The 25,624-nt window shown below is 71.8% G+C and carries 19 protein-coding genes; 12 read left to right on the plus strand and 7 right to left on the minus strand.

Features of this window, described 5'->3' with window-relative positions; all coding sequences use genetic code 11:
• Nucleotides 1-522: 522 nt before the first annotated feature.
• The 5 genes from WME73_RS43900 (at nt 523) to WME73_RS43920 (ending at nt 5,284) form a co-directional block, all read left to right on the plus strand.
• Nucleotides 523-1,446: a hypothetical protein gene (locus tag WME73_RS43900; protein ID WP_437913477.1), complete on the plus strand. Its 924-nt coding sequence runs from the start codon at nt 523-525 to the stop codon at nt 1,444-1,446.
• Between the two features lie 52 nt (nt 1,447-1,498).
• The gene (locus WME73_RS43905) at nt 1,499-2,395 is read left to right on the plus strand and encodes a hypothetical protein (protein ID WP_437913478.1); all 897 of its coding nucleotides are present in this window, start codon (nt 1,499-1,501) and stop codon (nt 2,393-2,395) included.
• A gap of 269 nt (nt 2,396-2,664) precedes the next feature.
• Complete coding sequence (locus WME73_RS43910; RefSeq protein ID WP_437913479.1) at nt 2,665-3,978, plus strand: serine/threonine-protein kinase; 1,314 nt, start codon at nt 2,665-2,667, stop codon at nt 3,976-3,978.
• A 32-nt stretch (nt 3,979-4,010) separates the two neighbouring features.
• Entirely contained in the window at nt 4,011-4,541 is a 531-nt protein-coding gene (locus WME73_RS43915) for a thioredoxin (protein WP_437913480.1), read from the plus strand.
• A 107-nt stretch (nt 4,542-4,648) separates the two neighbouring features.
• Nucleotides 4,649-5,284, plus strand: coding sequence for an AMIN-like domain-containing (lipo)protein (locus WME73_RS43920; protein WP_437913481.1), 636 nt, complete (start codon nt 4,649-4,651; stop codon nt 5,282-5,284).
• A 72-nt stretch (nt 5,285-5,356) separates the two neighbouring features.
• Here WME73_RS43920 and WME73_RS43925 read toward each other — a convergent pair whose 3' ends face one another.
• Nucleotides 5,357-6,595, minus strand: coding sequence for a LysM peptidoglycan-binding domain-containing protein (locus tag WME73_RS43925; RefSeq protein WP_437913482.1), 1,239 nt, complete (start codon nt 6,593-6,595; stop codon nt 5,357-5,359).
• A gap of 200 nt (nt 6,596-6,795) precedes the next feature.
• On the opposite strand from WME73_RS43925, the gene recD2 reads away from it, so the two are divergent.
• Both recD2 and WME73_RS43935 read left to right on the plus strand, forming a co-directional pair.
• Nucleotides 6,796-9,225 (plus strand): SF1B family DNA helicase RecD2, encoded by a 2,430-nt coding sequence (gene recD2, locus WME73_RS43930; protein ID WP_437742251.1) that lies wholly within the window; start codon nt 6,796-6,798, stop codon nt 9,223-9,225.
• Between the two features lie 416 nt (nt 9,226-9,641).
• Complete coding sequence (locus tag WME73_RS43935) at nt 9,642-10,775, plus strand: tetratricopeptide repeat protein (protein WP_437742252.1); 1,134 nt, start codon at nt 9,642-9,644, stop codon at nt 10,773-10,775.
• A 78-nt stretch (nt 10,776-10,853) separates the two neighbouring features.
• Here WME73_RS43935 and WME73_RS43940 read toward each other — a convergent pair whose 3' ends face one another.
• From WME73_RS43940 to WME73_RS43955, 4 genes are all read right to left on the minus strand, one after another.
• Nucleotides 10,854-11,696, minus strand: a complete 843-nt coding sequence (locus WME73_RS43940) for an HAD family hydrolase (protein ID WP_437742253.1) — start codon at nt 11,694-11,696, stop codon at nt 10,854-10,856.
• Between the two features lie 85 nt (nt 11,697-11,781).
• Nucleotides 11,782-12,039, minus strand: coding sequence for a 50S ribosomal protein L27 (rpmA, locus tag WME73_RS43945; protein WP_272102141.1), 258 nt, complete (start codon nt 12,037-12,039; stop codon nt 11,782-11,784).
• 14 nt (nt 12,040-12,053) lie between these two features.
• Nucleotides 12,054-12,362 (minus strand): 50S ribosomal protein L21, encoded by a 309-nt coding sequence (gene rplU / locus WME73_RS43950; protein WP_437712533.1) that lies wholly within the window; start codon nt 12,360-12,362, stop codon nt 12,054-12,056.
• A gap of 287 nt (nt 12,363-12,649) precedes the next feature.
• Nucleotides 12,650-15,265, minus strand: a complete 2,616-nt coding sequence (locus WME73_RS43955; protein ID WP_437742254.1) for an ATP-dependent Clp protease ATP-binding subunit — start codon at nt 15,263-15,265, stop codon at nt 12,650-12,652.
• An 80-nt stretch (nt 15,266-15,345) separates the two neighbouring features.
• Between WME73_RS43955 and grxC the strand changes: the two genes are divergently transcribed.
• The 5 genes from grxC (at nt 15,346) to WME73_RS43980 (ending at nt 22,785) form a co-directional block, all read left to right on the plus strand.
• Nucleotides 15,346-15,639 carry a glutaredoxin 3 gene (grxC, locus tag WME73_RS43960; protein WP_044966993.1) on the plus strand — a complete coding sequence of 98 codons (294 nt, stop codon included), beginning with the start codon at nt 15,346-15,348 and terminating at the stop codon, nt 15,637-15,639.
• A gap of 190 nt (nt 15,640-15,829) precedes the next feature.
• Nucleotides 15,830-17,473, plus strand: a complete 1,644-nt coding sequence (locus WME73_RS43965; protein ID WP_437913483.1) for a serine/threonine-protein kinase — start codon at nt 15,830-15,832, stop codon at nt 17,471-17,473.
• A gap of 7 nt (nt 17,474-17,480) precedes the next feature.
• The gene (locus WME73_RS43970; RefSeq protein WP_437742256.1) at nt 17,481-18,713 is read left to right on the plus strand and encodes a hypothetical protein; all 1,233 of its coding nucleotides are present in this window, start codon (nt 17,481-17,483) and stop codon (nt 18,711-18,713) included.
• Nucleotides 18,714-18,987: 274 nt separating this feature from the next.
• Nucleotides 18,988-20,955 (plus strand): acetate--CoA ligase, encoded by a 1,968-nt coding sequence (gene acs, locus WME73_RS43975; RefSeq protein WP_437913484.1) that lies wholly within the window; start codon nt 18,988-18,990, stop codon nt 20,953-20,955.
• Nucleotides 20,956-21,222: 267 nt separating this feature from the next.
• On the plus strand, nt 21,223-22,785 hold the full coding sequence (locus tag WME73_RS43980) for a serine/threonine protein kinase (protein ID WP_437854174.1): 1,563 nt from the start codon (nt 21,223-21,225) through the stop codon (nt 22,783-22,785).
• A 57-nt stretch (nt 22,786-22,842) separates the two neighbouring features.
• On the opposite strand, the gene WME73_RS43985 is transcribed toward WME73_RS43980, so the two are convergent.
• Both WME73_RS43985 and WME73_RS43990 read right to left on the minus strand, forming a co-directional pair.
• Nucleotides 22,843-24,519 carry an ATP-binding protein gene (locus WME73_RS43985; RefSeq protein WP_437742259.1) on the minus strand — a complete coding sequence of 559 codons (1,677 nt, stop codon included), beginning with the start codon at nt 24,517-24,519 and terminating at the stop codon, nt 22,843-22,845.
• The gene (locus tag WME73_RS43990) at nt 24,516-25,610 is read right to left on the minus strand and encodes a (Fe-S)-binding protein (RefSeq protein WP_437742260.1); all 1,095 of its coding nucleotides are present in this window, start codon (nt 25,608-25,610) and stop codon (nt 24,516-24,518) included. Before WME73_RS43990 ends, WME73_RS43985 begins: the two co-directional genes overlap by 4 nt.
• Nucleotides 25,611-25,624: the final 14 nt, after the last annotated feature.

A 25,624-nucleotide genomic window follows, 5' to 3' on the forward strand; every position in this document is an offset into this window, starting at 1 on the left:
ATCGACAGCGCCGCCCGCCCCAGGTTCCGGAGCCGCGCCGCGATTTTCAGCGGCGCATCCGCGCGCCCGGGGGTTCCAGTTTCTGGACCGCCGCCCGGCGCCTCGAGGTGGTGGTGGTGGCCCGCGCCATCACCCCGCGGGATCGCGCCGCCACCTCGAGCGGAACCGTAGGGCGGCCGACGGCAGTCGACGGCGCCCGCGCGGGCACGATCCCCGCGCATCCCAGGGAGATGGCTGAAGCCTGGGGTGACGCGACGCCCCCGCTGGCGGACGCCAGGCGATGGCACGGAAGCTGCGAACAACGTTGGTGCGTTGGCGACGTCGTCGAGGTCGACGCCGTTGTCGACGTCAACGACGCGCGACCGCGCTGAACGGAGCGCGGCGCGCTGACGCCCGCGCCCGTCGACGCTGCCCGGCGCCGGTCCACGCCCGTGGTCCACCGCCGGCGCGCCCGTGGAGCGCGCGCTGGGCGGCGGGCCGCGGCGAACATCCACCGATCGAGACAACGAAGGAGTCGAGCGTATGAGCAACAGGCGATTGTTCCATGTCCTCGCGGGGGTTCCGGTGCTCGGGTGCCTCCTTGCGATGCCGTCGTCGGCGCGCGCGCAGCACGAGACGCACGTCTACGGGGTCGCGAACTTCGGACACACGGGGGAGTGCGAGGACGACACCAGCCTGTCGCACTCGGTGCACACGAGCACCGCCGCCGCCTTCGCGAGCACGTTCAACCTCCTCAGCATGGTCTCCCTCTGGGACGAGGTCTCGACGCGCAACAACACGAGCGCCCGGGGGAGCTACTGGACCGACTCGAGCCAGGCGGCGTCCTGCGCCTGCTCGGCGAACGACATGGCGTCCGGCTCGGGCGCGGACGAGGCCGATGTCGTCTTCATCCACACGCACGGCTGGCACGACGCCGGGAGCTCGTCGACGCCCGCCTACAGCGGCCTGGTCATGGGCAACGGCAGCTACGACTGCCGCGTCCTGACGAACGAGAACATGCTCTTCGGCAACCCGGGCACGGGCGGGGATCTGGAGATCGCGGTCGTCAAAGCGTGCCAGTCAGGCGACTACGACGCGTGGAAGAACGGCGGATACCGGCAGCAGATCACGACCTCGGACAGCACCATGACGATGTGGAACGCCTTCCACGGCGACTCGTCGTGCGGCAATCACGTGAAGGACTACGTGGGTGACTACTCGATCAGCTCCATCTCCAACGGGGTGGGAGAGAACTGGATCGACGAGGCCTACGACGACAGCCAGTTCAGCAACGACGACGACTGCCCCGTCTCCATCGTGTTCGGCGCGTCGTTCGCGTCGCGGGAGCTCATGTACGAGTACGGCGGGTGGCGCGACCGGAAGAACACCGGACTGAAGACCGGCTCGACCATCTACTACATCGCCGGCTGCGACCCCTCGAACGGGCGCGTGCTGCCCGGCGGATGAACGACGAACGCTGCGTGTTGCCCGAGGGATTCGAACGACAGGAGACATGACGATGACGACGCGAACGATTGGTTTCTGGGCCGCGCTCTCGATGACCCTCATCGCCTGCGGGGCGCCGGAGGTAGCGACCGAAGGGGGCGGCGACGACGGCGAGATCGCCGCGACCGCGCAGGCGATCGAGGGGTTCACGTTCGACGCGCGGGAGCTCGCCACGGCGCCCGCCGCGAGGCTCCCGGCGGCCCGGCTGACGCTGCGTTCATTCGATGACGCGCTCATCCAGCGCTCGCTCATCGGGGCCGATCAGCAGTTCACGCCGCTCGGCGAGCTGGGGCGCCGGACGGAGCACGAGTCGGCGGACTGGACCTACGAGAAGGACCCGTCGAACGGCCAGGTGCTCGTCCTGCGAAAGACGCCGAGCGGGCCGCGGATCTCGCCGGACGAGGCGCTCCTCCGGCGGAACGCGCTGGCGCGCCTGAACAGCTGGGGCATACCGAACGACGAGATCGGGGCCGTGGTGCAGCGGAGGACGCTGCGCGAGGATCAGGACGGAACGGCGGCTTCCGCCCCGGAGGTCCATCGTTACAAGACATTCGTGTTCCGGGCCGTGAACGGCGTCCGGGTCCAGGGGCATCGCGCGGTCGTGACCCACACGCTCGATGGGACCTTCAACCGCGCCCTCATCCGCTGGCCCGCCATCGCCTCGACGGGCCACCGGCTCCGCACCGCGCTCACGGCGCCGGAGATCGAGCGGCGCGCCGTGGAGGCGCTCTCGGCAGAGGGGGAGAGAGGCGGCAGCGTGCGGCTGCGCTGGAAGTACGTCGCCACGCCCCTCACGAGCGGAGAGGTGACCCTGACCGTGACCGTGGGCGCGATCCTGGGCGCCGGGGCCACGCCCGGCGGCGTCACCGAGGAGCCGCGCGAGGTCGACATCGATGTCGCCGCGCTGTGACGGGCGCGCCGGAGGAGAGGCGCCCCGCGCTGGACAGCGCGCGGGCGCGGGCCGCGCGAAACCGGATCGCAATGGTTCGGCGCTCGCTGGTTAACCGCGGCGGACCCATGGGACGAGGCCGTCAGGAAAACGTGTCGGCAACTCGCCGCGTCGCTCGCGCTCCACCGCCGTACGATCCAAGCCGCATCGTTGATCCAGAGCCGCGCAGTCGGCCAGAACACACGAGTTGGGGTGGCGGTGCGCCCGTCATCGCGCATATAGTAAAGACCATGGGCGCGGCCAGGAGCAGCGGTCAAGACCCCCTCATCGGCGCGACGATGGCCGATCGATACCGGATCATCTCGCTCATCGCGCGAGGGGGGATGGGCAGGGTCTACAGGGCAGAGCAGTTCGCGCTGGGCCGGGTCTGCGCCCTCAAGCTGCTCCTCCCCGATGAGCGCCTCGAGCAAGATCCGGAGTTCTTTCGACGCTTTTCGCGCGAGGCGGCGACCGCGGCGAGGCTCACCCACCCGAACTCCGTCACGGTCTTCGATTACGGCCGGGACGATCCGCGCGGGATCTACTTTATCGCCATGGAGTATATCGCCGGGCGCACGCTCCACCGCGTGCTCCACGACGAGGGCGCGCTCCCGGAGGCGCGCGCGGGCCGGATCGCGCGGCAGATCTGCCGCGCGCTCGCCGAGGCGCACGGCCTCGGCCTCGTGCACCGGGATCTCAAGCCGGGCAATGTGCTCCTCGTCGACCAGGAGGACGAGAAGGACTTCGTCAAGGTGCTCGACTTCGGCCTGGTCAAGGACGTCTCGGGGCGGCAGCTGGACGAGCTGACGCAGAGGGGCCTGTTCATCGGCTCTCCCAAGTACACCGCTCCGGAGCAGGCGATGGGCCACGAGCTCTCGCCGCGCGCGGACGTCTATGCGCTCGGCGTCCTGCTCTACGAGATGCTCTGCGGCAGGGCGCCGTTCGACAGGAAGGTGGCCTCGGCGACGCTCATGGCGCACGTCAGCGAGCCGCCGCCGCCGCTCGCCGATGGCGCTCAGGGCGCGCTCGTGTCGCCGGCGATGACGGCCATCGTGATGCGGTGTCTCGAGAAGAGCCCTGACAGGCGCTTCCAGTCGATGAGGGAGTGCCTCACCGCGCTGAAGAGCGCGGCGGGCGAGCCGACCGACGCCTCGCGGGCCTCGGTCCCGGACCGCCTGTCCCTGGCGCAGCCCCGGGGCGCGCTGCCCTCCGCGTCGTCGATCTCGGAGCTCCGCATCTCGGCCTTCTCGCCCTCTCCCAGCGAGCCGCTCGTGTCGCTTCGCCCGGCGCAGCTCGACTCGCTCTCTCCGCCGCAGGCCCCCGCGACCTTCAGCGGCTCCGTCGCCCCGCCCCGTCACGCGACCGTGTCCCTCTACCTGGTCGCGCTCGTGGCGGCGATCGTCGGCGGGGGCCTGGTGCTGGCGCTCGGCTGGCGCAGGCCGGACGCCACGAGCACCCCTGCCGCCGTCCAGGCCGCCCCCATGCCCGTCGAGGCGTCAACGTCGACTACGTGTTCTCGCTCAAGCTCGTGCTGCCCTGATCGCTGGCAGCGCGGCCGGCCCTGAGCAAAGACCGTGGCCGAGAGGCAAACGACGACGTGAACGCGCATGGCAGGAAGGGGTCGGTTTGCGCTGGGCTGGTCCTCTGTCTCGCGGCGCTGCTCGGCTGCTCGCGCGAAGAGACCTCGCAGCCGGCCGCCGGGAGCGGGGCCACGCGGCCGGCGGCGCTGCGGGCCGAGCTCGAGCCGGCGCCGGAGGGCGGCGAGCTCGCCGCGCTGGTGCAGCAGGCGCGGGAGCGCGCGCGGCGGGAGGGCCGCGAGCTCGTCGTCTACGTGGGCGCGCCCTGGTGCGAGCCGTGCACGAGGTTTCACGACGCGGTGAAGGCCGGCCAGCTCGACGCGGTCCTGCCTGCGCTGCGCCTGCTGGAGTTCGACCTCGACCGCGATCGAGAGCGGCTCGCCGAGGCCGGCTACGCGTCGGAGATGATCCCGCTCTTCGTCGTGCCCGGCGAGGACGGCCGGGGAACGCCCCTCCGCGTTGAGGGCTCGGTGAAGGGCGAGCGCGCGGTGGACGAGATCGTGCCCCGGCTCGCGGCCATCCTGAGCCGAGCGCGGGCCTCGGCGCGGTGATCCTCGAGGCGCGCCGGCCGCCCCGCCCGCGCGAGCGCCGCCGCGTCGCGGTGCGCGTCGGCGTCTCGGTGGACGCGCGGAGGCCGCGGCACCATGGAAGGGACCTCATGAGGACCGCCGCCCTGCTGCTCGCAGCCGCCGCCGTGTCGCTCGCCGCGGGCTGCCGCAACGGCGCCGGCAGCGAGCCTGCCCAGCCCATGCCGAACGTCACGCCGATCGACACGCGCGCCTCCGCCGAGCCGGCGGTCGACGACGCGCCGCCCACGCCGCGGCCACCGAAGGAGGCCGATCCCACGAGCACCGACGCGTTCGAGGGCACCGCGGGCGCCACCGACAAGCCGCGCGCCGCCGCGAAGGTCGCGGTCCTGCGCGACGTACGGGCAGCCCGGCACGAGCACTACGACCGCGTCGTGTTCGAGTTCGAGGGGGACGCGGTGCCGGGCTACCACATCGACTACATCGACAAGCCGGTCCGCCAGTGCGGCTCGGGCGACGTGACGGAGATCGCGGGCGACGGATGGCTCGCGGTGCGGATGACCCCCGCGGCGGCGCACAACGACGCGGGGAACGCCACGGTCCCGTTCCGCGAGCGGAAGCTCGCGCTCGGCGTGGCGCGCGAGATCGAGCGGACGTGCGACTTCGAGGCCGAGGTGACCTGGGTGCTCGGGGTCTCGTCGCCGAACCGGTACCGCGTCCTCGAGCTGACCAAGCCGGCGCGGCTCGTCGTCGACGTGAAGCACTGAAGCCGCGTCCACGGCACCCCTGCGGCCCCCGCGCCGCGGGCGGGCCGCAGGGCGCGGCGCGCCTCCCGCCGCTCAGCCGTCCAGCGCGGGCCCGGGCTCGCCGTGGCGCGCCGGCGGCGGAGGCGCGTCGGCCGCCTTCGGCGGGGGCAGCCTCCGCGGCGGCACGACGACCTGCTTCGGCGGCGCGGCGGGGCCGCTGGACGGCCGCGGGATGTTGTAGACGCGCTTCGCCTGGATCGCCGTGGATCGAAGCCCGTTGGCCCGCTTGATCGCCTCCACGGTGGTGCCGTACTGCCGGGCCAGCGAGCCCAGGGTCTGCCCCTTCTTCGCGGTGTGGCGCACGTACTGCGACGTGGGCTTGATCGCCCCGCGCTTCACGAGCAGCGGATACGCACGCGCGGCCGACTCCTGCGCGATCGGGCTGTAGAACCGGACGTGGATGTGGTTCGCGTGCCCGCGGGCGTGGCGGACGAGCGGGCGCAGCTTCCTCGACCCGAGCTGGAAGACCTCGTCGAGCCAGTCCTTGTCCTCCCCGATCTTCAGCGCGTGCTCCTTGAGCAGCCGCTGCACGCTGCTGTCGATGAGGATGAGCTCCACGTCGGTCTCGGTGACGAGCGCCCGGACGAAGGCCCAGGTGCGCTCCCGATCGAGGTTCGCCGCCGTGGCCCGCTGGTACCAGCGGTGCCGGGCGTCGAGGAAATAGCTGATGTCGACGTCGCGCCCGGCCTGGTGGCTCTTGTGCGGCGAGAGGCGGCCGCCCTCCCGGGCGCTGATGTGCCCGATGTAGAGCTTCGGGCTCCCCGGGAACTGCCGGTGCACCTCGGCGATCGCCCGGTCGAGCGCGTCGATCGTCTCGCGCGTCCCCCAGGCGTGGGCCGGATCGACGAGCTCCCACCGATCGCCCTCGGGCATCCGGACGCCGTTGAACAGCGCGCCCGCGTTGGTCGCGCCCAGCGACATCGGCCCGAGCGCCGCGGGGTCCTTCGAGAAAAGCTCCTCGATCTGGGCCTCGGTCATCGCCGAGAGCGGCGAGTGCGCCCTCGCCCCGGTGCCCGGATCTGCCGGCAGCTCCAGGCCGTCGTCGACCTCACCGCCGTCGTCGTCGACCTCGGCATCGTGGGCGTCCGCGAGCGCGGCCTCCTCCGCCGGCGTCCCGGGCGCGGGCGAAGGCGAGGCGCCGCGCTGCTCCGGGGACACCCCGGAGGCCACGCGCAGCAGGCTGTCCTTGGACCGCGCCGCCTCGGGCGCCCTCCCGGCGCAGCCCGCGAGGAGGAGGGCGCAGAGGACGGAAACCAAGCTGCTGCGCCCCATCGCGGGCCCACTATACTGACGCGAGGGAGCGACGCCAACCGCGGCCCCGCGCTCGCGTGCGGCGCGCTCCACGCGACGTGCGTTCAGCGTGAGCCCAGGTTACGGGGCGCCATGCGGCGTTGCGCGATGTTTTGCAGCGGCGCTCGCGTCCGCGCACGAGGACGTTGCCGCCGCCGCGCCGGCGGCTACATGCTGCCCTCGTGCAACCGTCCCAGCGGAGCGGCCGCCCCGATCGGGCGGCCCGGGGGGCAGCCGCGCCGGCGCCGACGCCGGGGCCGGACAACGCGCCGCGCCACGACGACCGCGGCGAGCGCACGGGCGGGACCGGTGAGCGGCAGCCGGGCGGTGGGGGCCAGCAGAAGCTCTTCTCGGCCCGGGAGGTGGCGGGCAACGGGGCGGCGACGGTCGAGGGAGAGGTCGTCCGCGTCACGTACGAGAGCGAGTCGAGCGGCTTCCGGGTGCTGCGGGTGGAGGTCACCCCCGGCGCCCCGCCGGAGGTCTGGGTCGGCGTGCTCCCGCCGGTCGGGCCGGGCACGCGCGTGCGCGCGACGGGGCGCTACGAGCGCGATCCCAAGCACGGCGAGCAGCTCAAGGTCGAGACCCTGCTGCCGATCGCCCCCGCCACGCTCGATGGGCTCGAGCGCTACCTCGGGTCCGGCATGGTGCAGGGCATCGGCCCGGCGTACGCGAAGCGGATCGTGGAGGCGTTCGGCGCGGAGACGCTGGAGATCCTCGACCGGTCGCCGGAGCGGCTCGCCGAGGTCCCCGGGCTCGGCCAGCGGCGCGCGCAGGCCGTCGCGAAGGCGTGGGCGGCGCAGCGGGCGATCGGGGCCATCATGATCTTCCTCCAGGCGCACGGCGCCTCCCCGGCGCTGGCGAGCCGCATCTACAAGCGGTTCGGCCCCCACGCGATCGACATCGTCTCCCGCTCCCCGTACCGGCTCGCGCTCGACGTGTGGGGCATCGGCTTCAAGACCGCCGACAGAATCGCGCGCTCGATCGGCGTCCGGGCCGACTCGCCGGAGCGGGCGCAGGCGGGCGTGCTGCAGACGCTGGTCGATCTGTCGACGCGCGGCCACACGCTGGCGGCGCGGCCGGAGCTCGCGGAGCTCGCCGCGGCGATGCTCGAGCGCGACGCCGCGGAGGTCGACAGCGCGATCGACGCGCTCGTGGCGAGCGGCCATGTGCGGGTCGAGACGCTAGAGACCGGCGAGGTGGCCGTCTATCCGAAGGACCTCCACGAGGCCGAGGTGCGGCTCGCCCGCCGGATGCGCTCCTTGCTGGGCGACGACGAGGACGACGCGGCGCCCGAGGCGCGCCTCGTGGAGGGCGTCGACGCGGCGATCGCCGCGTTCGAGGCGAAGACGCAGGTCTCGCTGGCGCCTGCACAGCGCGACGCCGTGGCGCAGGCGGCGCGGAACAAGGTGCTGGTCATCACGGGCGGCCCGGGCGTGGGCAAGACGACCATCGTTCGGGCCATCCTGGCGCTCTTCGACCGCGCCCGGCTCCCGGTGCGGCTCGCCGCGCCCACGGGCCGCGCCGCGAAGCGGATGAGCGAGGCGACGGGGCGCGAGGCCGTCACGCTCCACCGCCTGCTGGAGTTCGATCCCAAGCAGCGCAAGTTCGGCCGCCAGCGAGGCCGGCCGATCGAGGCGGGGGCCATCGTGGTCGACGAGGCGTCGATGCTCGATCTGGCGCTCGCCGACGCGCTCCTGCAGGCGACGTCCGACGCCGCGCGCCTCGTGCTGGTGGGCGACGTCGATCAGCTCCCGTCGGTGGGGCCGGGCGCGGTGCTGCGGGACGTGATCGCCTCCGGGGAGGTGCCCACGGCGCGGCTCACGCAGATCTTCCGCCAGGCCGAGGGCAGCCTGATCGTCCGGAACGCGCACCGGATCCACGACGGCGAGCCGCCGGAGGGCGCGCGCGGGCCCGGCGGCGAGTTCTACGTGATCGAGCGGATCGAGGCCGAGGCGGCGGCGGATCTGATCCTCCACCTCGTGACGGAGCGCATCGGCAAGGGGTTCGGGCTGGATCCGCGGCGCGACGTCCAGGTCCTGACGCCGATGCACAAGGGCGAGGCGGGGGCGATCACGCTGAACGCGCGGCTGCAGGCGGCGCTGAACCCCGAGGGTCCGAGCGTCACGCGCGGCGCGAGGACGTTACGGCTCGGCGACAAGGTGATGCAGCTCCGCAACGACTACGACCGCGAGGTGTACAACGGCGACGTCGGCTTCATCACGGACGTGAACACCGAGGAGCGGAAGCTCCAGGTGCGCTTCGACGATCGCGAGGTCAGCTACGAGGAAGCGGAGATCGACGAGCTGACGCTCGCCTACGCGACGAGCATCCACAAGAGCCAGGGGAGCGAGTATCCGGCGGTGATCGTGCCGATCCTCACCCAGCATTTCGTGATGCTGTCGCGCAACCTCATCTACACGGCGGTGACGCGCGGAAAGCGGCTCGTGGTGCTCGTGGCGGATCCGCGGGCCGTGTCGCTGGCGCTGGCGGAGACCCGCCGTGAGGAGCGCCGCACGCACCTCGCGGAGCGGCTGCGTCGCGGCGCGCCGGCGCGCGCTGGATCGGCGCGCACGCTCGAGGCACCCCTCGCCGCCGGCCCACGACTCGACTAGGACGGCGCGCGGCGAGGGAGAGGGCGAGCGAGATGGGCGTCCGAGACGGCGATAGCGACAGCGAGCACGACAGGGATCACACGAGCGACCGCGAGGCGGCGACGGCGACGCGAACCGCAGCGGCGCAGCCGGCTTCGAGCGCGGGAACCGCGGCGAGGTTCACGGTCGCGACGCGCGGATTCACGGGTGGAAGCGGCGGAAGCGGCGGAAGCGCGTCTGACCCGAACGCGATGGCCGCGATGAGGCCGCGCGCGCTCCGAGCTCCCCCGTTGCCCGACTGGGCCCTCCCTGCTAGCGTTCGCGCCCCTTCTACACGAACTACGGCCCCCATCATTACGGCGCGCAGGGTACCGGGGCGAGGCTGGGCGATGCCTGCGCCTCGGCGCGCGTGGGGGAGAGATCTCGGAGCATCGACGATGACGACCAACGGACAGCAGCAGGCGGGTGGGCTCAACATCACCGGAGGAGCGGCGATCGTCGCGCCCGTGAGCGCGTTTCCGAACGGCGTGCCGGGGAACGCGCTCATCGTCATCCCGATGAACAAGCCGACCGACGAGCTGAAGGGCCTGCTCGAGCAGGGTCCCGCGGCGGTGACCCTCGAGCAGATGTGGCAGCTCCTCGGCTTCAACGGACCGGCGGTGCAGGTGCAGGACGATCAGGGGCGCCCGATCGCGATCGGCCTGGAGGACCTGCTCGCGGGGCTCGAGAAGCACTGGACCGAGCAGCCTGACGACCTGAACCGCGGGCGCATCTACGCGCAGGAGCTCCTCAAGCACAACCGGCTGGCGCGCGCCGAGCAGGTGCTCTCGAAGGTGGTCGCGAAGGGCGGCACGGGCGACGACTGGCTCGCGCTCGGCATCGCGCAGCTCTCGCAGGACAAGCACGACAAGGCCGAGGGGACGCTGAAGGGCGCGCAGAACCTGCTCAAGGACAACCCCTACCCCTCGCTGCACCTCGCGAAGCTCTACCAGGCGAAGAAGGACGACGCGAAGGAGCGCGAGTTCATCGAGAAGGCGCTCGCGATCGACGTGGACTGTATCGACGCGTGGGCCTACCTCTTCCAGTACGAGAAGCAGCGCGGCGACGAGGCGAGCGCGGTCGCCGCGATCGAGAAGTTCTCGGCCGACAAGAAGACGGCCGCGCCGTACATCGCGATCCAGGGCTTCTACGCGGCCAACGAGGAGACGCGGGACAAGGCGGTCGAGTACGCCAAGAAGGCGGTCGCGCAGAACCCGGACAACCCGCTGGCGCTGCTCTGCCTGTCGGCGCTCTACGGGCAGAAGAACGACCTCGAGGCGGTGGTCCGCCTGCTCCAGCCGCACGAGGCGAAGATGAGCCGCGACGTGCGCCTGGCGAACAACTACTTCGAGGCGCTGTTCCAGTCGCGCCAGCTCGAGAAGGTGACCAAGCTGCTGAATGCCCTCGCGGGCTCTCCGAACAAGGAGGTCAAGCAGTTCGCCATCGAGCGGTCGCGCGCGGTCGCTCAGTACCTGCAGCAGCAGCAGCAGCAGCTCGCCGCGGCGGCCCAGCCGGCGCAGCGCAAGGCCTGACGCGCAGCAAGGCGTGGGGGGGCGCTGGCGCTGAGCGGCGCTCCTCCGCTGCCCTCGGCGCTCCCCGTCTGCCGGCGCTCAGCGACCGAAGGCGCGGCGGATGGCTTCGGCGATGCCGCCGCCCACCAGGCCGTCGGCGTTCAGGCGATCCGTCGCCGCCTGCTTCACCTGCTCGGGCGCCTGCGCCATGGCGAACGATCGCCCCGCCACCTCGAACATCGGCACGTCGTTGAGCCAGTCGCCGACGACGACCACGTCCGACAGCTCGCAGCCGTGGTGCTCCGCGAGCCACGCGATCGCCGTGCCCTTCGTCGGCCCAGCGGCCCGGACCATCATCGCGAAGAGGCTCGTCTGGTCGTCCCTCATGAGGGGGAACGAGACGACGAAGGCCGCTTCACCGAGCTCGGCTCGGACCTCCTCGACGGCCCCCGCGACCTGGAGCTCGGTCCCGAGCGCGACCAGCGCGAGCAGGCCGTGGTCGTGCTCCCAGTACGGGTGCGACGAGACGCGCTCGACCTCGGCGATGGCGTGCGACCAGCCCCGGACATAGTGGACGTGCGGCGCGCCGGTCGCGTCGTGGACGATGCTGTCCTGCGCGAAGAGGAACGACGCCGTCGCGTGTCGCTCGGTGATCGAGCGCAGGAGGGACGCCTCGGCGCCGGAGATCGTGCGCGAGTACAGGTGCGCGTCGCCCTCGGTGTGCACGATGTGGCTGCCGTCGACACACGCGATGGGGCCGAGCACGCCGATCCGCCGCGCGACCTCGCGCGTCCCCGAGTACAGACGCCCGGTCGCGATCGAGACCGGGACGCCGGCATCCTGGAGCCGCTGGATGGCGCGGAGGTCCTCGTCGTGGATGGACCCATCACGACGGACGAGGGTCCCGTCGACGTCGAGGGCGAGGAGCTTGTAGGTCGTCACCGCGCTTGAGTAGCTCGGAAGCGCGTGGAGCGCAGCAGGCGGGACGGGATGGGACGGTTCAGGACGCCCTCCCGGTGAGGAAGGCTCAGGAAGCCGGGTAGACCGACACCTGCTTCTTGGTGTTGGACTTCCACTCGTACGTGACGACGCCGTCGACGAGGGCGAAGAGCGTGAAGTCGCGGCCGGTGCCGACGTTGTGGCCGGCGTGGATCGAGGAGCCGACCTGCCGGACCAGGATGTTGCCAGCGCGCACGGGCGCCCCGGCATACACCTTGACCCCACGGCGCTGTGCGCTTGAGTCGCGGCCGTTCCTGGAGGAGCCGCCGCCTTTTTTGTGAGCCATCTCTACTTCTCCTGCTAGGCGGTGATGCCGGTGATCTTGAGCTCGGTGTACGGCTGGCGATGGCCGTTCTTGCGGCGGTAGTTCTTCCGCCGCCTGAACTTGAAGACCACGATCTTCTTGCCGCGGTCCTGCCCGGTGATCTCGGCGGCGACGGAAGCGCCGCTCACGAGGGGCTTGCCAACCTTGGGAGAGTCACCGCCGACGAGGAGCACCTCGCTGAAGGTGACCTTGTCACCGGCATTGCCGACAAGCTTCTCAACCCGGAGCTTCTGACCTTCGGCGACCCGATACTGCTTGCCGCCCGTCTTGATGACCGCGTACATGGTGCGTCTTCCTCAACCTGGGGACCGCGATCCCTCGCCATACCCACGCAAATGGCCCTCGTTCGGAGGACCCGGTGAGCGAGGGAGCGGCAGTATACGGACCTTCTCCGGCTTGGCAAGTGGTTCGCAGCGGCGTCGCCCAGGTTCTTCGCCGGAGCGACGCCCGCGGCCTCCGGGCGTGGGCAAGGCCCTGGAAAGCCCCTGGCAAAGCGCAGCCCGGACCGCGCGCCCGGTCGCGGCGCGGGTTGCGCACGCCGCTCGTCGCGTACCGCGCGCCTGTTTCGCCCTCACGCCTTGGTGAAGACGAACTTCTCGTCGACCACGTCGACCTGCATCGTCTGGCCGGGCTGGTACCCGCCGGCGAGGATGGTCTCGGCGAGCGGGTTCTGGAGCTCGCGCAGGATCGCCCGCTTCAGCGGGCGAGCGCCGAGGCTCGGCTCGTAACCGAGGTCGACGAGCCGGGCCTTCGCGGCGTCCGTGAGGGAGAGGCGGATGTCCTTGTCCGTGAGCAGCTGCTCCAGCCGACGGAGCTGGATGTCGACGATGCCCCGGAGGTCCTCCTTGCTGAGCGCCTTGAAGACGACGATATCGTCGACCCGGTTCAGGAACTCGGGGCGGAAGAACCCGCGCAGCTCCTCGAGCAGGACGTCGCGGATCGCCTCGCGCCCGTCCTCCGTGGTCCAGAGCTTGGCGTCGGTCTCGAGCACGCGCTTCGACCCGATGTTCGAGGTCATGATGACGACCGTGTTCGAGAAGTCGGCGAGCCGCCCGCGGCCGTCGGTGAGCCGGCCGTCGTCGAGGATCTGGAGCAGCAGGTTGAACACGTCCGCGTGCGCCTTCTCGACCTCGTCGAACAGGAGCACGCTGTACGGCCGGCGCCGGGCGGCCTCGGTGAGGAAGCCGCCCTGCTCGCTGTCCGCGTAGCCCGGGGGCGCCCCGATCAGGCGCTGGGCCATGTGGCGCTCCATGAACTCGCTCATGTCCATGCGCGTCAGCGCCTGCTCGTCGTCGAACAGGAACTCGGCGAGCGCCTTCGCGAGCTCCGTCTTGCCGACGCCGCTCGGACCGAGGAACAGGAACGAGCCGATCGGCTTGCCCGGATCGCGCAGGCCGACGCGCCCGCGGCGCACCGCCTTCGCGATCGCGCGCACCGCCTCATCCTGACCCACCACCCGCTGCGCGAGCCGCGCCTCCATCTTGAGGAGCTTCTCGGCCTCGCCCTCGAGCATCTTGGCCACCGGGATGCCTGTCCAGTCGTTGAGCGTCGCCGCCACGTCCGACTCGGCGACGACGTTCGAGGTCGGCGCGACCCCCTCCCGCTGCGCGGCCTCCTCCGCGGCCTGGAGCCGCCGCCTGATCTCCGGAAGCGTGACGTGCTCGAGCTCGCCGATCTTGGCGAACGCCTTGTCGCGCTGGGCAGCCTTCAAGGCCTCCGTCGCGGCGACGAGCTCCCGGCGAATGGCCTGGCACGCCGCGATGACGCCGCGGCGCGACGCGTTGCGGCTGCGCATCGACGACGCCTTCGGCTCGATCTCCGCGAGCTCCGCCTCCAGGCGCGTGCGGGTCTGGACGCTGAGCTTGTCGTCGTCGTCCGCGAGCGCGGCGATCTGGGCGCGGAGCGCGTCGACACGCCGGGTCAGCGTGTCGAGCTCGGCCGGCACGCCGTCGACCTCCACCCGCTTGCGGGCGGACGTCTCGTCGAGCAGGTCCACCGCCGTGTCGGGGAGCGCGCGATCCGAGATGTACCGCTTGGCCAGCGCGACCGCCGAGGTGATGGCGCTCTCCCCCACCCGGACGCGGTGGTGGGCCTCGTACTTCGTGGCGATCCCGCGCAGGATCTCCGTCGCCTGATCGATGCTCGGCGCCTCCAGCGTGATCGTCGAGAACCGCCGGATGATCCCGGGATCGCGCTCGTTGATCTTGCGCACGCCCTCAGGCGTCGTCGTGGCGATGATCCGGATCTCCCCGCGCGACAGGAGCGGCTTCAGGAGCTCGCCCACGCCGGCGCCCTGCACCCCCTGGCCGAAGAGCGCGTCGAGATCCTCGACGACGAGGATGCTCTCCGCGTCCTGCTCGCCGCGCAGCCGATCGACCAGGACCTTGAGGCGCTGCTCGATCTCCCCGCGGAGCTTCGCCCCGGCGACGAGCGCGCCGGTGTCGAGCTCGTAGAGGTGGGCGCCCGCGAGGTTCGTGGGCACGTCGCCGTGCGCGATCCGGTCGGCCAGGCCCCGGATGAGCGCGGTCTTGCCCACGCCGGGCTCGCCGACGATGAGGGGGTGGTTCTTGAACCGCCGCTCGAGGATCTGCAGCAAGCGGCGCGCCTCGACGTCACGGCCGATGACCGGGTCGAACCGCCCTTCGCGCGCGTCCGCGACGAGGTCCCGCGTGTAGGGCGCGGGTTGACCCGGCTCGGCCGCGTTGGCCGGCGCGGGCGAGGGCTCCCGCGAGGCCGCCTCCAGCGCCCCGAGGTGCGGCCGGAACGCTCCCGGACCGATGCCGAACGAAGAGAGGATCTCCCCGGCAGGCCCGCGGATCTCCTGGGCGAGCGCGTGCAACAGGTGCTCGATGCCCACGTTCTGCGACTTGTCCCGGGTCGCCTCCCGCTCGGCGCGCCCGAGCAGATCGAGCAGGCGAGGGCTCACGTACGCAACACCGCTGCTGCCCGCCCTGGACAGCTTCTTCAGGGCGTTCTCGGCGAGCTGGAGCACCTCGTTCGGGTCGGCGCCCGCCCGCCGAAAGACCTCGGACACGCCCCGATCGCGCTCCAGCAACCTCATGAGCAGGTGCAGCGGCGTGACCTCCGCGTGCTGGCGCTCGTCCGCGATCTGCTGTGCGCCGGCGACGACCTGCTTCGCGTCGCCGGTATAGCGATCGAGGTGAATCGTGCCCTCTTTCTCGGCCATGCGCGCAGCCTACCGCAAGGTGGAGCCCTGTGCGCTTGCATCTTTGGCCTGCCCGGGAAAGGAAAGAGGACGAGATGCCCATGCAAGCAGCCGAAGTCACCATCTACGTCACCGACTACTGCCCATACTGCGCCATGGCGAAGCGCCTGCTGACGCAGAAGCAGGCGCGCTTCACGGAGATCAACGTGGAGAACCGCGATGACCTCCGCGCCTGGCTGGTCAAGGCCTCCGGGCAGCGGACGGTTCCTCAGATCTTCATCAATGGAGCCAGCATCGGCGGATTCAGCGACCTCTCGGCCCTGGACAAGGAGGGGGGGCTCGATCCGCGCCTCGGCGAGGCGCCGAGCGCAGACGCACCTCCCATGCCGCGCTGAGGCGGATGAGGGTGGCAGAGGTACGACGGAGAATCCTCGTCGGACGCACCCCTCGGGCCCCGCCGGCGAAGGTGCACCCCGGCGTGAGGAGGTGATAAGCTGCCGCGCGGGGACGGGGCGCAGCTTTCTTTGATGCGGTTCGTCCAAAGGGCTTCACGGGCTTCATCCGCTTCCCCCACGTCGAACCGCCATGCCTAGCAGCACCGACACCACCGCCGCAGCGACCCAGCTGGTCGAGGGGGCGCTCGTCGGAAAGCGGGTTCAGAAGTACGAAATCGTACGGACGATCGGGCGTGGCGGGATGGGCACGGTCTACGAGGCGGTGAATACCGCCATCGGCAAGCGCGTCGCGATGAAGTTCGTCGACGCCGATCTCGCGCAGAACAAGGACGCGGTGGCACGGTTCCACCGCGAGGCGCAGGCGGCGAGCGCCGTGGAGAGCGCGCACATCGTCGAGATCTTCGACGCCGGCTTCGCCGACGACATCCCCTTCCTCGTCATGGAGCTGCTCCGCGGCGAGGATCTGGGCCACCGCATCCGGCGCTGCGGCAGGCTCGATCTCGGCGAGGCGCTCCACGTGACCGCGCAGCTCCTCCGCGGCCTCCACCGCGCCCACGAGGCGGGCATCGTCCACCGCGACCTCAAGCCGGACAACGTCTTCCTGGTCGACCGCGACGACGACCCGAACTTCGCCAAGATCCTGGACTTCGGCATCTCGAAGGTGCGCCGCGCCGACGGCGCTCCGGCCCACACGTTGACCCGGCAGGGCACGGTGCTCGGAACGCCGTTCTACATGTCGCCGGAGCAGGCGCAGGCGATGCCCGACGTGGACGGCAGGACCGATCTCTGGGCCGTCGGCGCGATCCTCTACGAGTGCCTCACGGGACACCCGCCGCACAGCGGCAGCTCGTACGAGCAGGTGATCGTCAACATCTGCATGAAGGACGCCCTCGACGTGCGGATGAGCAACCCGGCCGTCCCCGAGCCGATCGCGCGCGTGATCGCGAAGGCGCTCACGCGGGACAGGGACGCGAGGTTCTCCTCCGCGCGAGATTTCCTCGACGCGCTGGTCGCCGGCGCCGGCGGGCTCCTTGCGTCACGGCGCAGCTCGAGCGACGAGCTCGGAGCGCACACGACGAGCGCTCCTGGCGCCCTCGGGCAGACGCCGGCGAAGCAGACGCCGGGGGATCCGAGCATCGGGCTGGATCCGACGCTCGAGGTGCACGGGAGCGGCTCGAAGGTGGGCTGGTCGAGCAGCGGGCCCACGGGCGCGCGCGGCCCGCGGCGGCTCGCGTTCGCCGCGGTGGCGCTGATCGCGCTGGTTGGCGGGCTCGCCGGCGCTGTCCTTCACGCGCGCCGCTCGCCGGAGGCGCGCACGGTGGCCACCGCGCCTGCGCTGCCCACCCAGGTCTCGGTCGAGCTCCGGACGAACGCCGAGGGCGCCCTCTTCACCGTCGACGGCGCGGCGCTGGCCGACCGCACGCTGCGCGGCCGCACGGGCGAGACGAAGCGTGTGCGGATCGAGGCCTCCGGCTACACGCCCGTGGACAAGGAGGTGACGCTCCAGGACGGCAGCTCCCCGATCGACGTCCTGCTCCACCCGCTGCCGGCGGTGACACCGGCGCCGCCTGCGGCCGAGGCCGCGACCGCGGCGCCCGCCCCGGCGCTTAAAGCCGAGCCGATCCCGAAGAAGGCGACGGCGCTCCCCTTCGCGGCGCGCCCCAGGGGCACGGGCGCCGGGGCGAAGGCCGCCGGTCCGGCGCAGGCCGCCCCGGTGGTCGCGACGCCGAAGCCGGCGGGGGTCGCGGCTGGTTTGCAGCTCAAGGTCGACTGAGGCGGGATTGGGCAGATCACACGGACGACTCACGCTGGCGCTCTGCGCGGCGACGCTCGGCCTGGCCGTGCAGCTCTCGCCGGCGCTCGCGCAGGTCGAGCCGTACCGGCAGCACATGGAGAACGGCATCAAGCTGTTCCAGGACAGGAACTACCGGGCCGCGGTCGTCGAGTTCGAGGCGGCCTACAAGGAGAAGCCGAAGGCCAGCCCCCTGTTCAACATCGCGCTCGCCGAGAAGGCCCTCTTCAACTACCCGAGGGCCATCGCGGCGCTCGAGCGCGCGCTCGCGCAGCACCGCGACACGATGGATGAGGGCGACGAGAAGACGGCGCGCAGCGCCATCGAGGAGATGCGCGCGCTCCTCGCCCATCTCACGATCGAGCTCAGCCCACAGACCGCCACGCTGATCATCGACGGCGAGGAACAGCCCCCCTCGTCCTCGGGGACGCGGGTCGTGGAGCTCGGGCCGGGGGTGCACCGCATCGGCGCGCGCGCCGAGGGGCACGCGAGCGCTGACGAGAGCGTCACCGTGGTGAGCGGCGAGCGCGACAAGAAGGTGAAGCTCGCGCTGGTCCCGGACAGGGCCCCCGCGACCCCGGCGGCGCAGCCGTTCACGCCGCCCCTGCCCCCTCCGCCGAAGCCGGTGCCCCTCTCGCTCCCGCCGCAGGGCTACTATGTGATCGGCGCCGCGTCGTTGCTCTGGCCGCTCGGCCACCCGCGAGCCTTCCCGGCGCCGGAGGCGAACAGCGGGGGGGCTGGCTCGATCCGGGTCGGATACCGCGTGAACACCCCCGCGGCGTTCGACGTGATGCTCCAGTACGCGAACATCGCGACCGGCTCGGACGACCCCGCTTACCCGAACGCCAGTTACACGCTCGGCTCGACGCGCCTCGGGCTGAACGTCCGCCTGATGACCCCTGGGCAGACCTGGCGGTTCGTGGGCTCGATCGGGGGCGGTCTCACCTACGATTCCGTGAAGTTCGACAGCATCAAGACGCAGGACGGAGACATCTGCAATGGCCTGTGCCAGAAGGCCGCCGGGGTGAACGCGTTCGTGTTCTCCGAGGTGGGCGCCGAGCTGGACCTCGGCGGCGTGCTCCTCGGGTTCTCGCTCGACAGCTACTTCCAGTCGTCGCGCGGCATCAGCTACAAGAACCGCGACGAGGACGACGTCACGCTCTACTCGGCCGTGCTGCTGCAGCTGGGAGGCAGCTTGCACGCCGGCTATGCGTTCTGGTGATCGGCCTCTGCCGATCCCGGCCGCTCGTTCCATCCTTGTTCTGCCGCTTGACGGATGTATCCTCGCACGCCCTCGCGGCGAGTCGTCGAGGGTTCGCCGCGCTCTCCAGCGGGGAGCGTGGGCCGGGGATCGGCTGCTGCCGTCCTCTTCAATAATCATGTCAGCCGGGGATCGGCTGCCGCCGTTCCCTTCAACGTCAGCCGGGGATCGGCTGCCGCCGTCCCCTTCAACGTCAGCCGGGGATCGGCTGCCGCCGTCCCCTCAAGGGGTGACCATGTCGCAGGATGCCATCACGTCGTTGCTCAAGGAGACGCGCCGGTTCGAGCCGCCGGCCGAGTTCTCGCGTCGTGCGCGCGTCGGCGCGCAGGCGACCTACGAGGCGCTCTACCGCGAGAGCATCGAGCAGCCGGACGCGTTCTGGCGCCGGGAGACGAGCGACCTCGTGTTCCGCACGCCGTGGACCACGACCAGCGACTGGTCCTTGCCGCATGCCAAGTGGTTCCTCGGCGCCACCCTCAACGTCACGGAGAGCTGCCTCGATCGACACCTGACGACGGCCACCAAGAACAAGGCCGCCATCATCTGGGAAGGTGAGCACGGCGCCACGCGCACGCTGACCTACGCCCAGCTCCACCGCGAGACGCTGCTGCTCGCCAACGCGCTCAAGCGGCTGGGCATCGAGAAGGGGGACCGGGTCGCGATCTACATGGGCATGGTCCCCGAGGTCGCCGTGGCGATGCTCGCGTGCGCGCGCCTCGGCGCGGTGCACACCGTCGTGTTCGGCGGCTTCGCCGCGGACGCGCTCCGCGACCGCATCCACGACAGCCAGGCCAAGCTCGTCATCACGCAGGACGGCGCGTACCGGCGCGGGCAGGTCGTGCCGCTGAAGGCGACCGTCGACAAGGCGCTCGCGCAGCCGGAGGCGAAGAGCGCGACGCGCGTCGTCGTGTACCAGCACCTCGGCAAGGAGCGCTGCGAGGTGCAGATGACGGAGGGCCGCGACGTCTTCTGGCACGACCTGCTCGCCGGGGCCGCCCCGGCCTGCGAGCCGACGGTCGTCGACGCCGAGCACCCGCTCTTCATCCTCTACACGAGCGGCTCGACCGGGAAGCCCAAGGGGGTGCTGCACACGACCGCCGGCTACCTGGTGGGCGCGCACGTCACGACGAAGTACGTCTTCGATCTGCGCGACGACGACGTCTACTGGTGCACCGCCGACGTCGGCTGGGTGACGGGCCACAGCTACATCGTGTACGGCCCGCTCTCGAACGGCGCGACGTGCCTCATGTACGAAGGCGCCCCGAACTTCCCCGACTGGGGCCGCTTCTGGCGGCTGATCGAGAAGCACGGGGTCACCATCCTCTACACCGCCCCCACGGCCATCCGCGCCTTCATGCGGCAGGGCGACGAGTGGCCCGCGAAGAGCGATCTGTCGAGCCTGAGGCTCCTCGGCTCGGTCGGCGAGCCGATCAATCCCGAGGCGTGGGTCTGGTACCACCGGACCATCGGCGGCGGCCGCTGCCCGATCGTGGACACCTGGTGGCAGACGGAGACGGGCTCGATCATGATGACCACGCTGCCCGGCGCGTCGTCCTCGAAGCCGGGGTCGACCGGGCTGCCGATGTTCGGCGTCGTGCCCGAGGTCGTGACGAAGGACGGCAAGCCCGTCGCGGCGGGCGAGGGCGGGCTGCTCGTCCTGAAGCAGGCGTGGCCGTCGATGCTGCGCACGGTGTGGGGCGACGACGAGCGCTTCCGCAAAACATACTTCAGCGACATCGAGGGCTGCTACTTCACCGGCGACGGCGCGCGCCGCGACGACGACGGCTACTTCTGGGTCGTCGGCCGCATCGACGACGTGCTGAACGTGGCCGGCCACCGCATCGGGACGGCCGAGATCGAGAGCGCGCTCGTGTCTCACCCCTCCGTCGCAGAGGCGGCCGCGGTCGGTCGCCCGGACGACCTCAAGGGGCAGGCGCTCGTGGTGTTCGTCTCGCTCCGGCCGGGGGTGAAGGCCGGGCCGGAGCTCCAGGCAAAGCTCGGCGAGCACGTCGCCAAGGAGATCGGCAAGTTCGCGCGCCCCGACGCGATCCGCTTCGCGGACGCCCTGCCGAAGACCCGCAGCGGCAAGATCATGCGCCGGCTCCTGAAGGACGTCGCCGCTGGTCGAGAGCTGACCGGCGATACCTCGACGCTCGAGGACCTGAGCGTCATGGCGAAGCTCCGCCAGCAAGAAGAGGAGTGAGCCCCGCGGCGGCGCAGGGGCGCGGCCGTGCCCCTGCGACCGACGCGAGGACACCGCGCGCGACGGGGCGGCGCCTGCTCCTCGGCGAAGGGGAGGAGAACCCACGGAAGAGCTCGATCCTGCGGCTCTTCCGCCGCGCTCGGCCCCGGGAAGAGCGACGGCGGCCCACGACCGGCATCCGGCGGCTTACGGTCGGATCACCTCGTTCGCGCCGGAGAATTTGATCCTCTGCATCGGCGCGGAGGATACTCTGCGGCGAGGGCGCGCTTGGAGCTCGAAGCTGGAACCGTCGTTGCGAACCGGTATCGCATCATCCGCCAGCTCGGCCGCGGCGGCATGGGCGAGGTGTTCGCCGCGGAGAACATCCGCACCGGCCGTCAGGTGGCGATCAAGCTCCTGCGCGCGGAGTCGAAGGCCAAGTCGTCCGCGGCCGAGCGGTTCCGGCGCGAGGCGCGCGCCGCGGGATCCATCAACAGCGATCACGTCACCGAGATCCTCGACGTCGAGGAGGACCCCGAGCACGGCATCGTCCTCGTGTTCGAGCTGCTCGAGGGCGAGTCGCTGATCGATCGGCTGAAGCGGACGGGACCGATCGATTTCGAGGAGCTTCACCCGATCATCGAGCAGGTCTGGATGGGGCTCGCCGACGCGCACCGCGCGGGGATCATCCACCGCGATCTGAAGCCGTCGAACGTGTACATCGAGGCGCGCCCCGACGGGTCGAAGCGGGTCAAGATCCTCGACTTCGGCATCTCCAAGCTGCCGAAGGAGATGGGAGCAGAGACCCTGACCGAGATGGGCCAGAGCCTGGGCACGTTCTCGTTCATGCCGCCCGAGCAGATCGGCAAGGCGAAGACGGTCGACCACCGCGCGGACATCTACGCCTGCGCCACGATGATTTACCAGTCGATGAGCGGCCAGCTGCCTTACCAGGCGCGCAACCTGCTCATCATGGTCGAGATGAAGCAGAAGACCGCCGCGCGGACGCTGGCCGAGGCGATGGATGGGCCCGTCGACCCGCGGCTCGAGGCGTTCCTCGCGAAGGGGCTGGCGCGGGAGCCCGCGGACCGCTTCCAGAGCGCGCTCGAGGGGCTCACCGCCTGGCGGGAGCTGCGGCCCGCGAGGAGCTCCAGCCATCCGGTCAGCGGCTCACCCATCTCCACGCTGCCGGCAAGCAGCGCCTCCGGCCATGCGCGCAGCTCGCCCATCCCGCCAGCGCACCAGAGCTACAAGCCCCCGTCCTCCGGCGCGGTCAAGCTCCCGGTGCCGCCGGTCGACCCCATCTTGATCCGCACGGCGACCGACCCGGGGGCGCAACCGCGGGTCGAGGCCGTGCGCCCGCACGGCGAGCCTGAGCGGGCGGCCCACCCCCTCGTGGAGCCGCCGCTCACGCAGAACGAGGGCCAGCTCCCGCCGTACATGCCTGGCGGGCGCGCGCCGGGCGTACAGACGGCGGTGGCGCCCGTCCAATGGACCGGCCCGAACGGCACCATGGTGCTCAACAACGTGGCCCGAGAGCTCGTGCCCCCGCTCGTGTCCCACCCCGTGACGCCGCGGACGCTCCCGGATTTCTCCGAGGACAGCTCGGGCGGGTCGACGACCGGCCAGGGTCCGACGCTCGTCTACAAACCCGTGCGGCCAAGCATGGGCTCGGCGAGCCTGGGGCCCACCACCGCCGGTGAGCCAGAGCCGATCGAGCAGCGGCCTCCGGCGCCGCCGCCAGCGCGAACGCTTCGAACCATCGTCTATGTGCTCGCGGCGATCCTGTTCGCCGTCGTGGGCTTCCTCCTCATGGGGTATGCCCTCGAGTACCTGGACATGCCGAAATAGGCCGCGCGCAGCGGCTCCGCGTCGGACGTGCCGCTCTCCGACGCGCGAGCGCGCGGCTCACAGCACCGCGTCCGCGGCGCGGCCCTGGGCGGGTGAGCGCCCGGCGGGCAGCACGATCCGGAACCGCGTTCCCCCCGCCTCGCGCGGCTCGCACGAGATCGTGCCGCCGTGCGCCTCGATGATGTCCCGCGTGACCGCGAGCCCGAGCCCCGTACCGCGCTGCTTCGTCGTGAAGAAGGGGTCGAAGATCGACGCGCGCAGCTCCTCCGGCACGCCGGGGCCCGTGTCGTCGACCGCGATGGTCGCGGCGCCGCTCGAGAAGCTGACGCTCACGACGATCTCGCCGCCCTTCGGCATCGCCTCGCGCGCGTTGCGGAGCAAATTCAGGAGCGCCTGACGGATCTGCGACTCGTCGAGGAGGAGCTCGGGCCCCGCCTCCTCCACCTCGACGCGAACCGCGACGCCGGCGCGGTCGAGCTCGGGCCTCACGAACGCCACCAGCTCCTGCACCAGGTCGTCCACCCGCTCTGGCTCCAGGCGCGGGCGGGGGCGGCGGGCGACGCTGAGGTACTGCTCCGCGATGCGAGACAGGCGGTCCACCTCGGCCCGGATGGCGGTGACGAGCTGCGCCGACTCCTTCATCACCGGCCTGAGCTCCGCGTCAGGGGTGTCCGCGGCGGAGGCGCGCGCCACCTCCTCCTCGAGCAGCTCGAGGTTCAGCCCGATCGACGACAGCGGGTTCCTGATCTCGTGCGTGACGTGCGCGGCCATCTTCCCGATCGCCGCCAGCCGCTCGGCGTTCACGAGCTCGGCGCGCGCGCGGCGGATCGCGGCGACCATGTCCTCGAACGTCGTCGCGAGCTCGCCGATCTCGTCGTTCGTCGCGAGCGCCTGCTTCGGGGTGAGGTCGCCGCGCGCGACGGCGTTGGCCCGCTCGGTGACCGCGGTCAGCGGGGCGAGCACCCGCCGCGCGTACAGCGACATCATCACACCGACGAGGAGCGTCAGCACGCCCAGCCCGAGGAGCAGGTGCATCGAGCGCTCCTCGCGCAGCTCCGCCTCGTCGGTGAGGCTCTGCATTTGCCCCTCGACGCGGCTCCTGATCGCCCGTAGCCGCTGCGCGCCCTCGACCTCTCGCTTGACCAGCTCGTCGCGCGTGCGCTCGGCGAGGTCGCGGTCGCCGACGGCGAGCGCCTGGAAGAGCTGGGCGAACCGCTCCGGGCTGGCGCCGACGAGCCGCTCGATCGCCGCCACCTCGGCCGCGACCTCGTCGCTGAACCGGCGGACGCCGGACGACGCGGCCGCCTGCCCGACGCTGGCGTCCCCGCCGGTCGCCTTCTCATCGGCGCCGGCGAGCGCCCGGGCGGCGTCCTTGACGATCGAGAACGCGAGCGGACGGGTCCGCCTCGCGGTCTCGATCCACTCGCGCACGTCCCCCGGGTTCTTCGCGGCGGTGATGTGGTTGAGCTGGGCGTTGAAGACGTTCTGCTCGGCCAGGACCTCGCCGATGCGGAGCAGCAGCGGGACGTACCCGGCGCGCAGCAGCTGGGCGTCGCGCGAGGCCGCCCGCAGCGCCTGGACGCTCCAGCCGACGGTCAGCGCGAACGCGGCGAGCACAACGAGGTAGCTCGCGAGGAGCCTCCCCGCGACCGTGCGCCGCTTCTGGGGCGCGCGCTCCTCCGACCCCGCGGCGCCGCCGCGCGCCTCGTCCGCGGCTGGCGGCGGCGCGGTCATCGCGGCGCGACGGCCCGCGCGACGAGGCTCGCGAGGTCCTCCGCCGGCTCGCCCCGCGTCCTGAACCGCTGGAGGCTCTGCGCGCAGTGCGTCACGAGCAGCCCGCCGCCGAGCGCGCGGTGCTCCGCGATCCTGGCGTCGGCGATGGCGGCGGACGACGCGGGACGCGTGGCGGGCAGCAGGCCGCCGCCGCCGCTGCAGTCGGCGAGCTCGCGGCGGTGGATGAACTCCTCCGGCGGGCGCCCCGTGATGCGGGCGAGGATCTCCCGGGGCGCGTCGTAGCGATCGAGGCCGCGCCCGAGCTGGCAGGGATCGTGGTAGCGCACCCGCCGCTCCGACGCCGATCGCTGCAGCCTGTCGAGCGACGAGCGCGCGAGATCGACGAACAGCTCCGGGGCCTTCACGCTCACCCCCGCGCGCGGGTACTCGACGCGCACGGCGCGCGCGCACCCGGGATCGACGGCGACGAAGCGCCCCCCGGGCGCGACCTCCGCGGCGAGCCGCCGCGCGGCGGCCTCGAAGCCCGGACGATCGCCGGCGTATAGGAGCGGCAACCCGCAGCAGGCGCGCACCGGGCGGGTCGGGGCGCCCGCCAGCGCTTCGGTCGCGTCGAGCGCGTCGCGGGCCACGTCCGGCGCGTGGCGCTCGTAGCCGCAGCCGAGCAGCACGTGGACCGCGTCAGGCGCGGCCACGGCCGATCGAGAGCGCGCGTCGAGCTCACCGGCGCGATCCTCCTCGCGGGCCGAAAAGCGCTTTGCCACGCGCCTGGCCCCCTCCGGCGCGAGATCGCGCGCGAAGAGCTCCGCGCGCGCATCCGTCAGCACGGTGGCCACCTCGTTCTTGTGATCGCAGCGCTCGCGGCACCCGAAGCACGCGGAGCACGCCCAGGCAGGATCCGCGTGGCCTTCGTCGAGCGGCACGTCGCCGCGCGCGGCGAAGTACGCCATCGACATCTTCCCCCACGGCGTCACCGTCTCGTTGGCCTCGACGTTCGACACGGGGCAGGCGGCGCGGGAGAGCTTGGGGCAGTAGACGCACTTCTCGAGCGACGTCCGGTGCGGCTCGAGGAGCTTCAGGCGGAGCTGGGACACCGTTCGAGTCTCTC

The organism is Sorangium sp. So ce302 (genome assembly GCF_051530145.1).
GTDB lineage: Bacteria > Myxococcota_A > Polyangia > Polyangiales > Polyangiaceae > Sorangium > Sorangium cellulosum_B.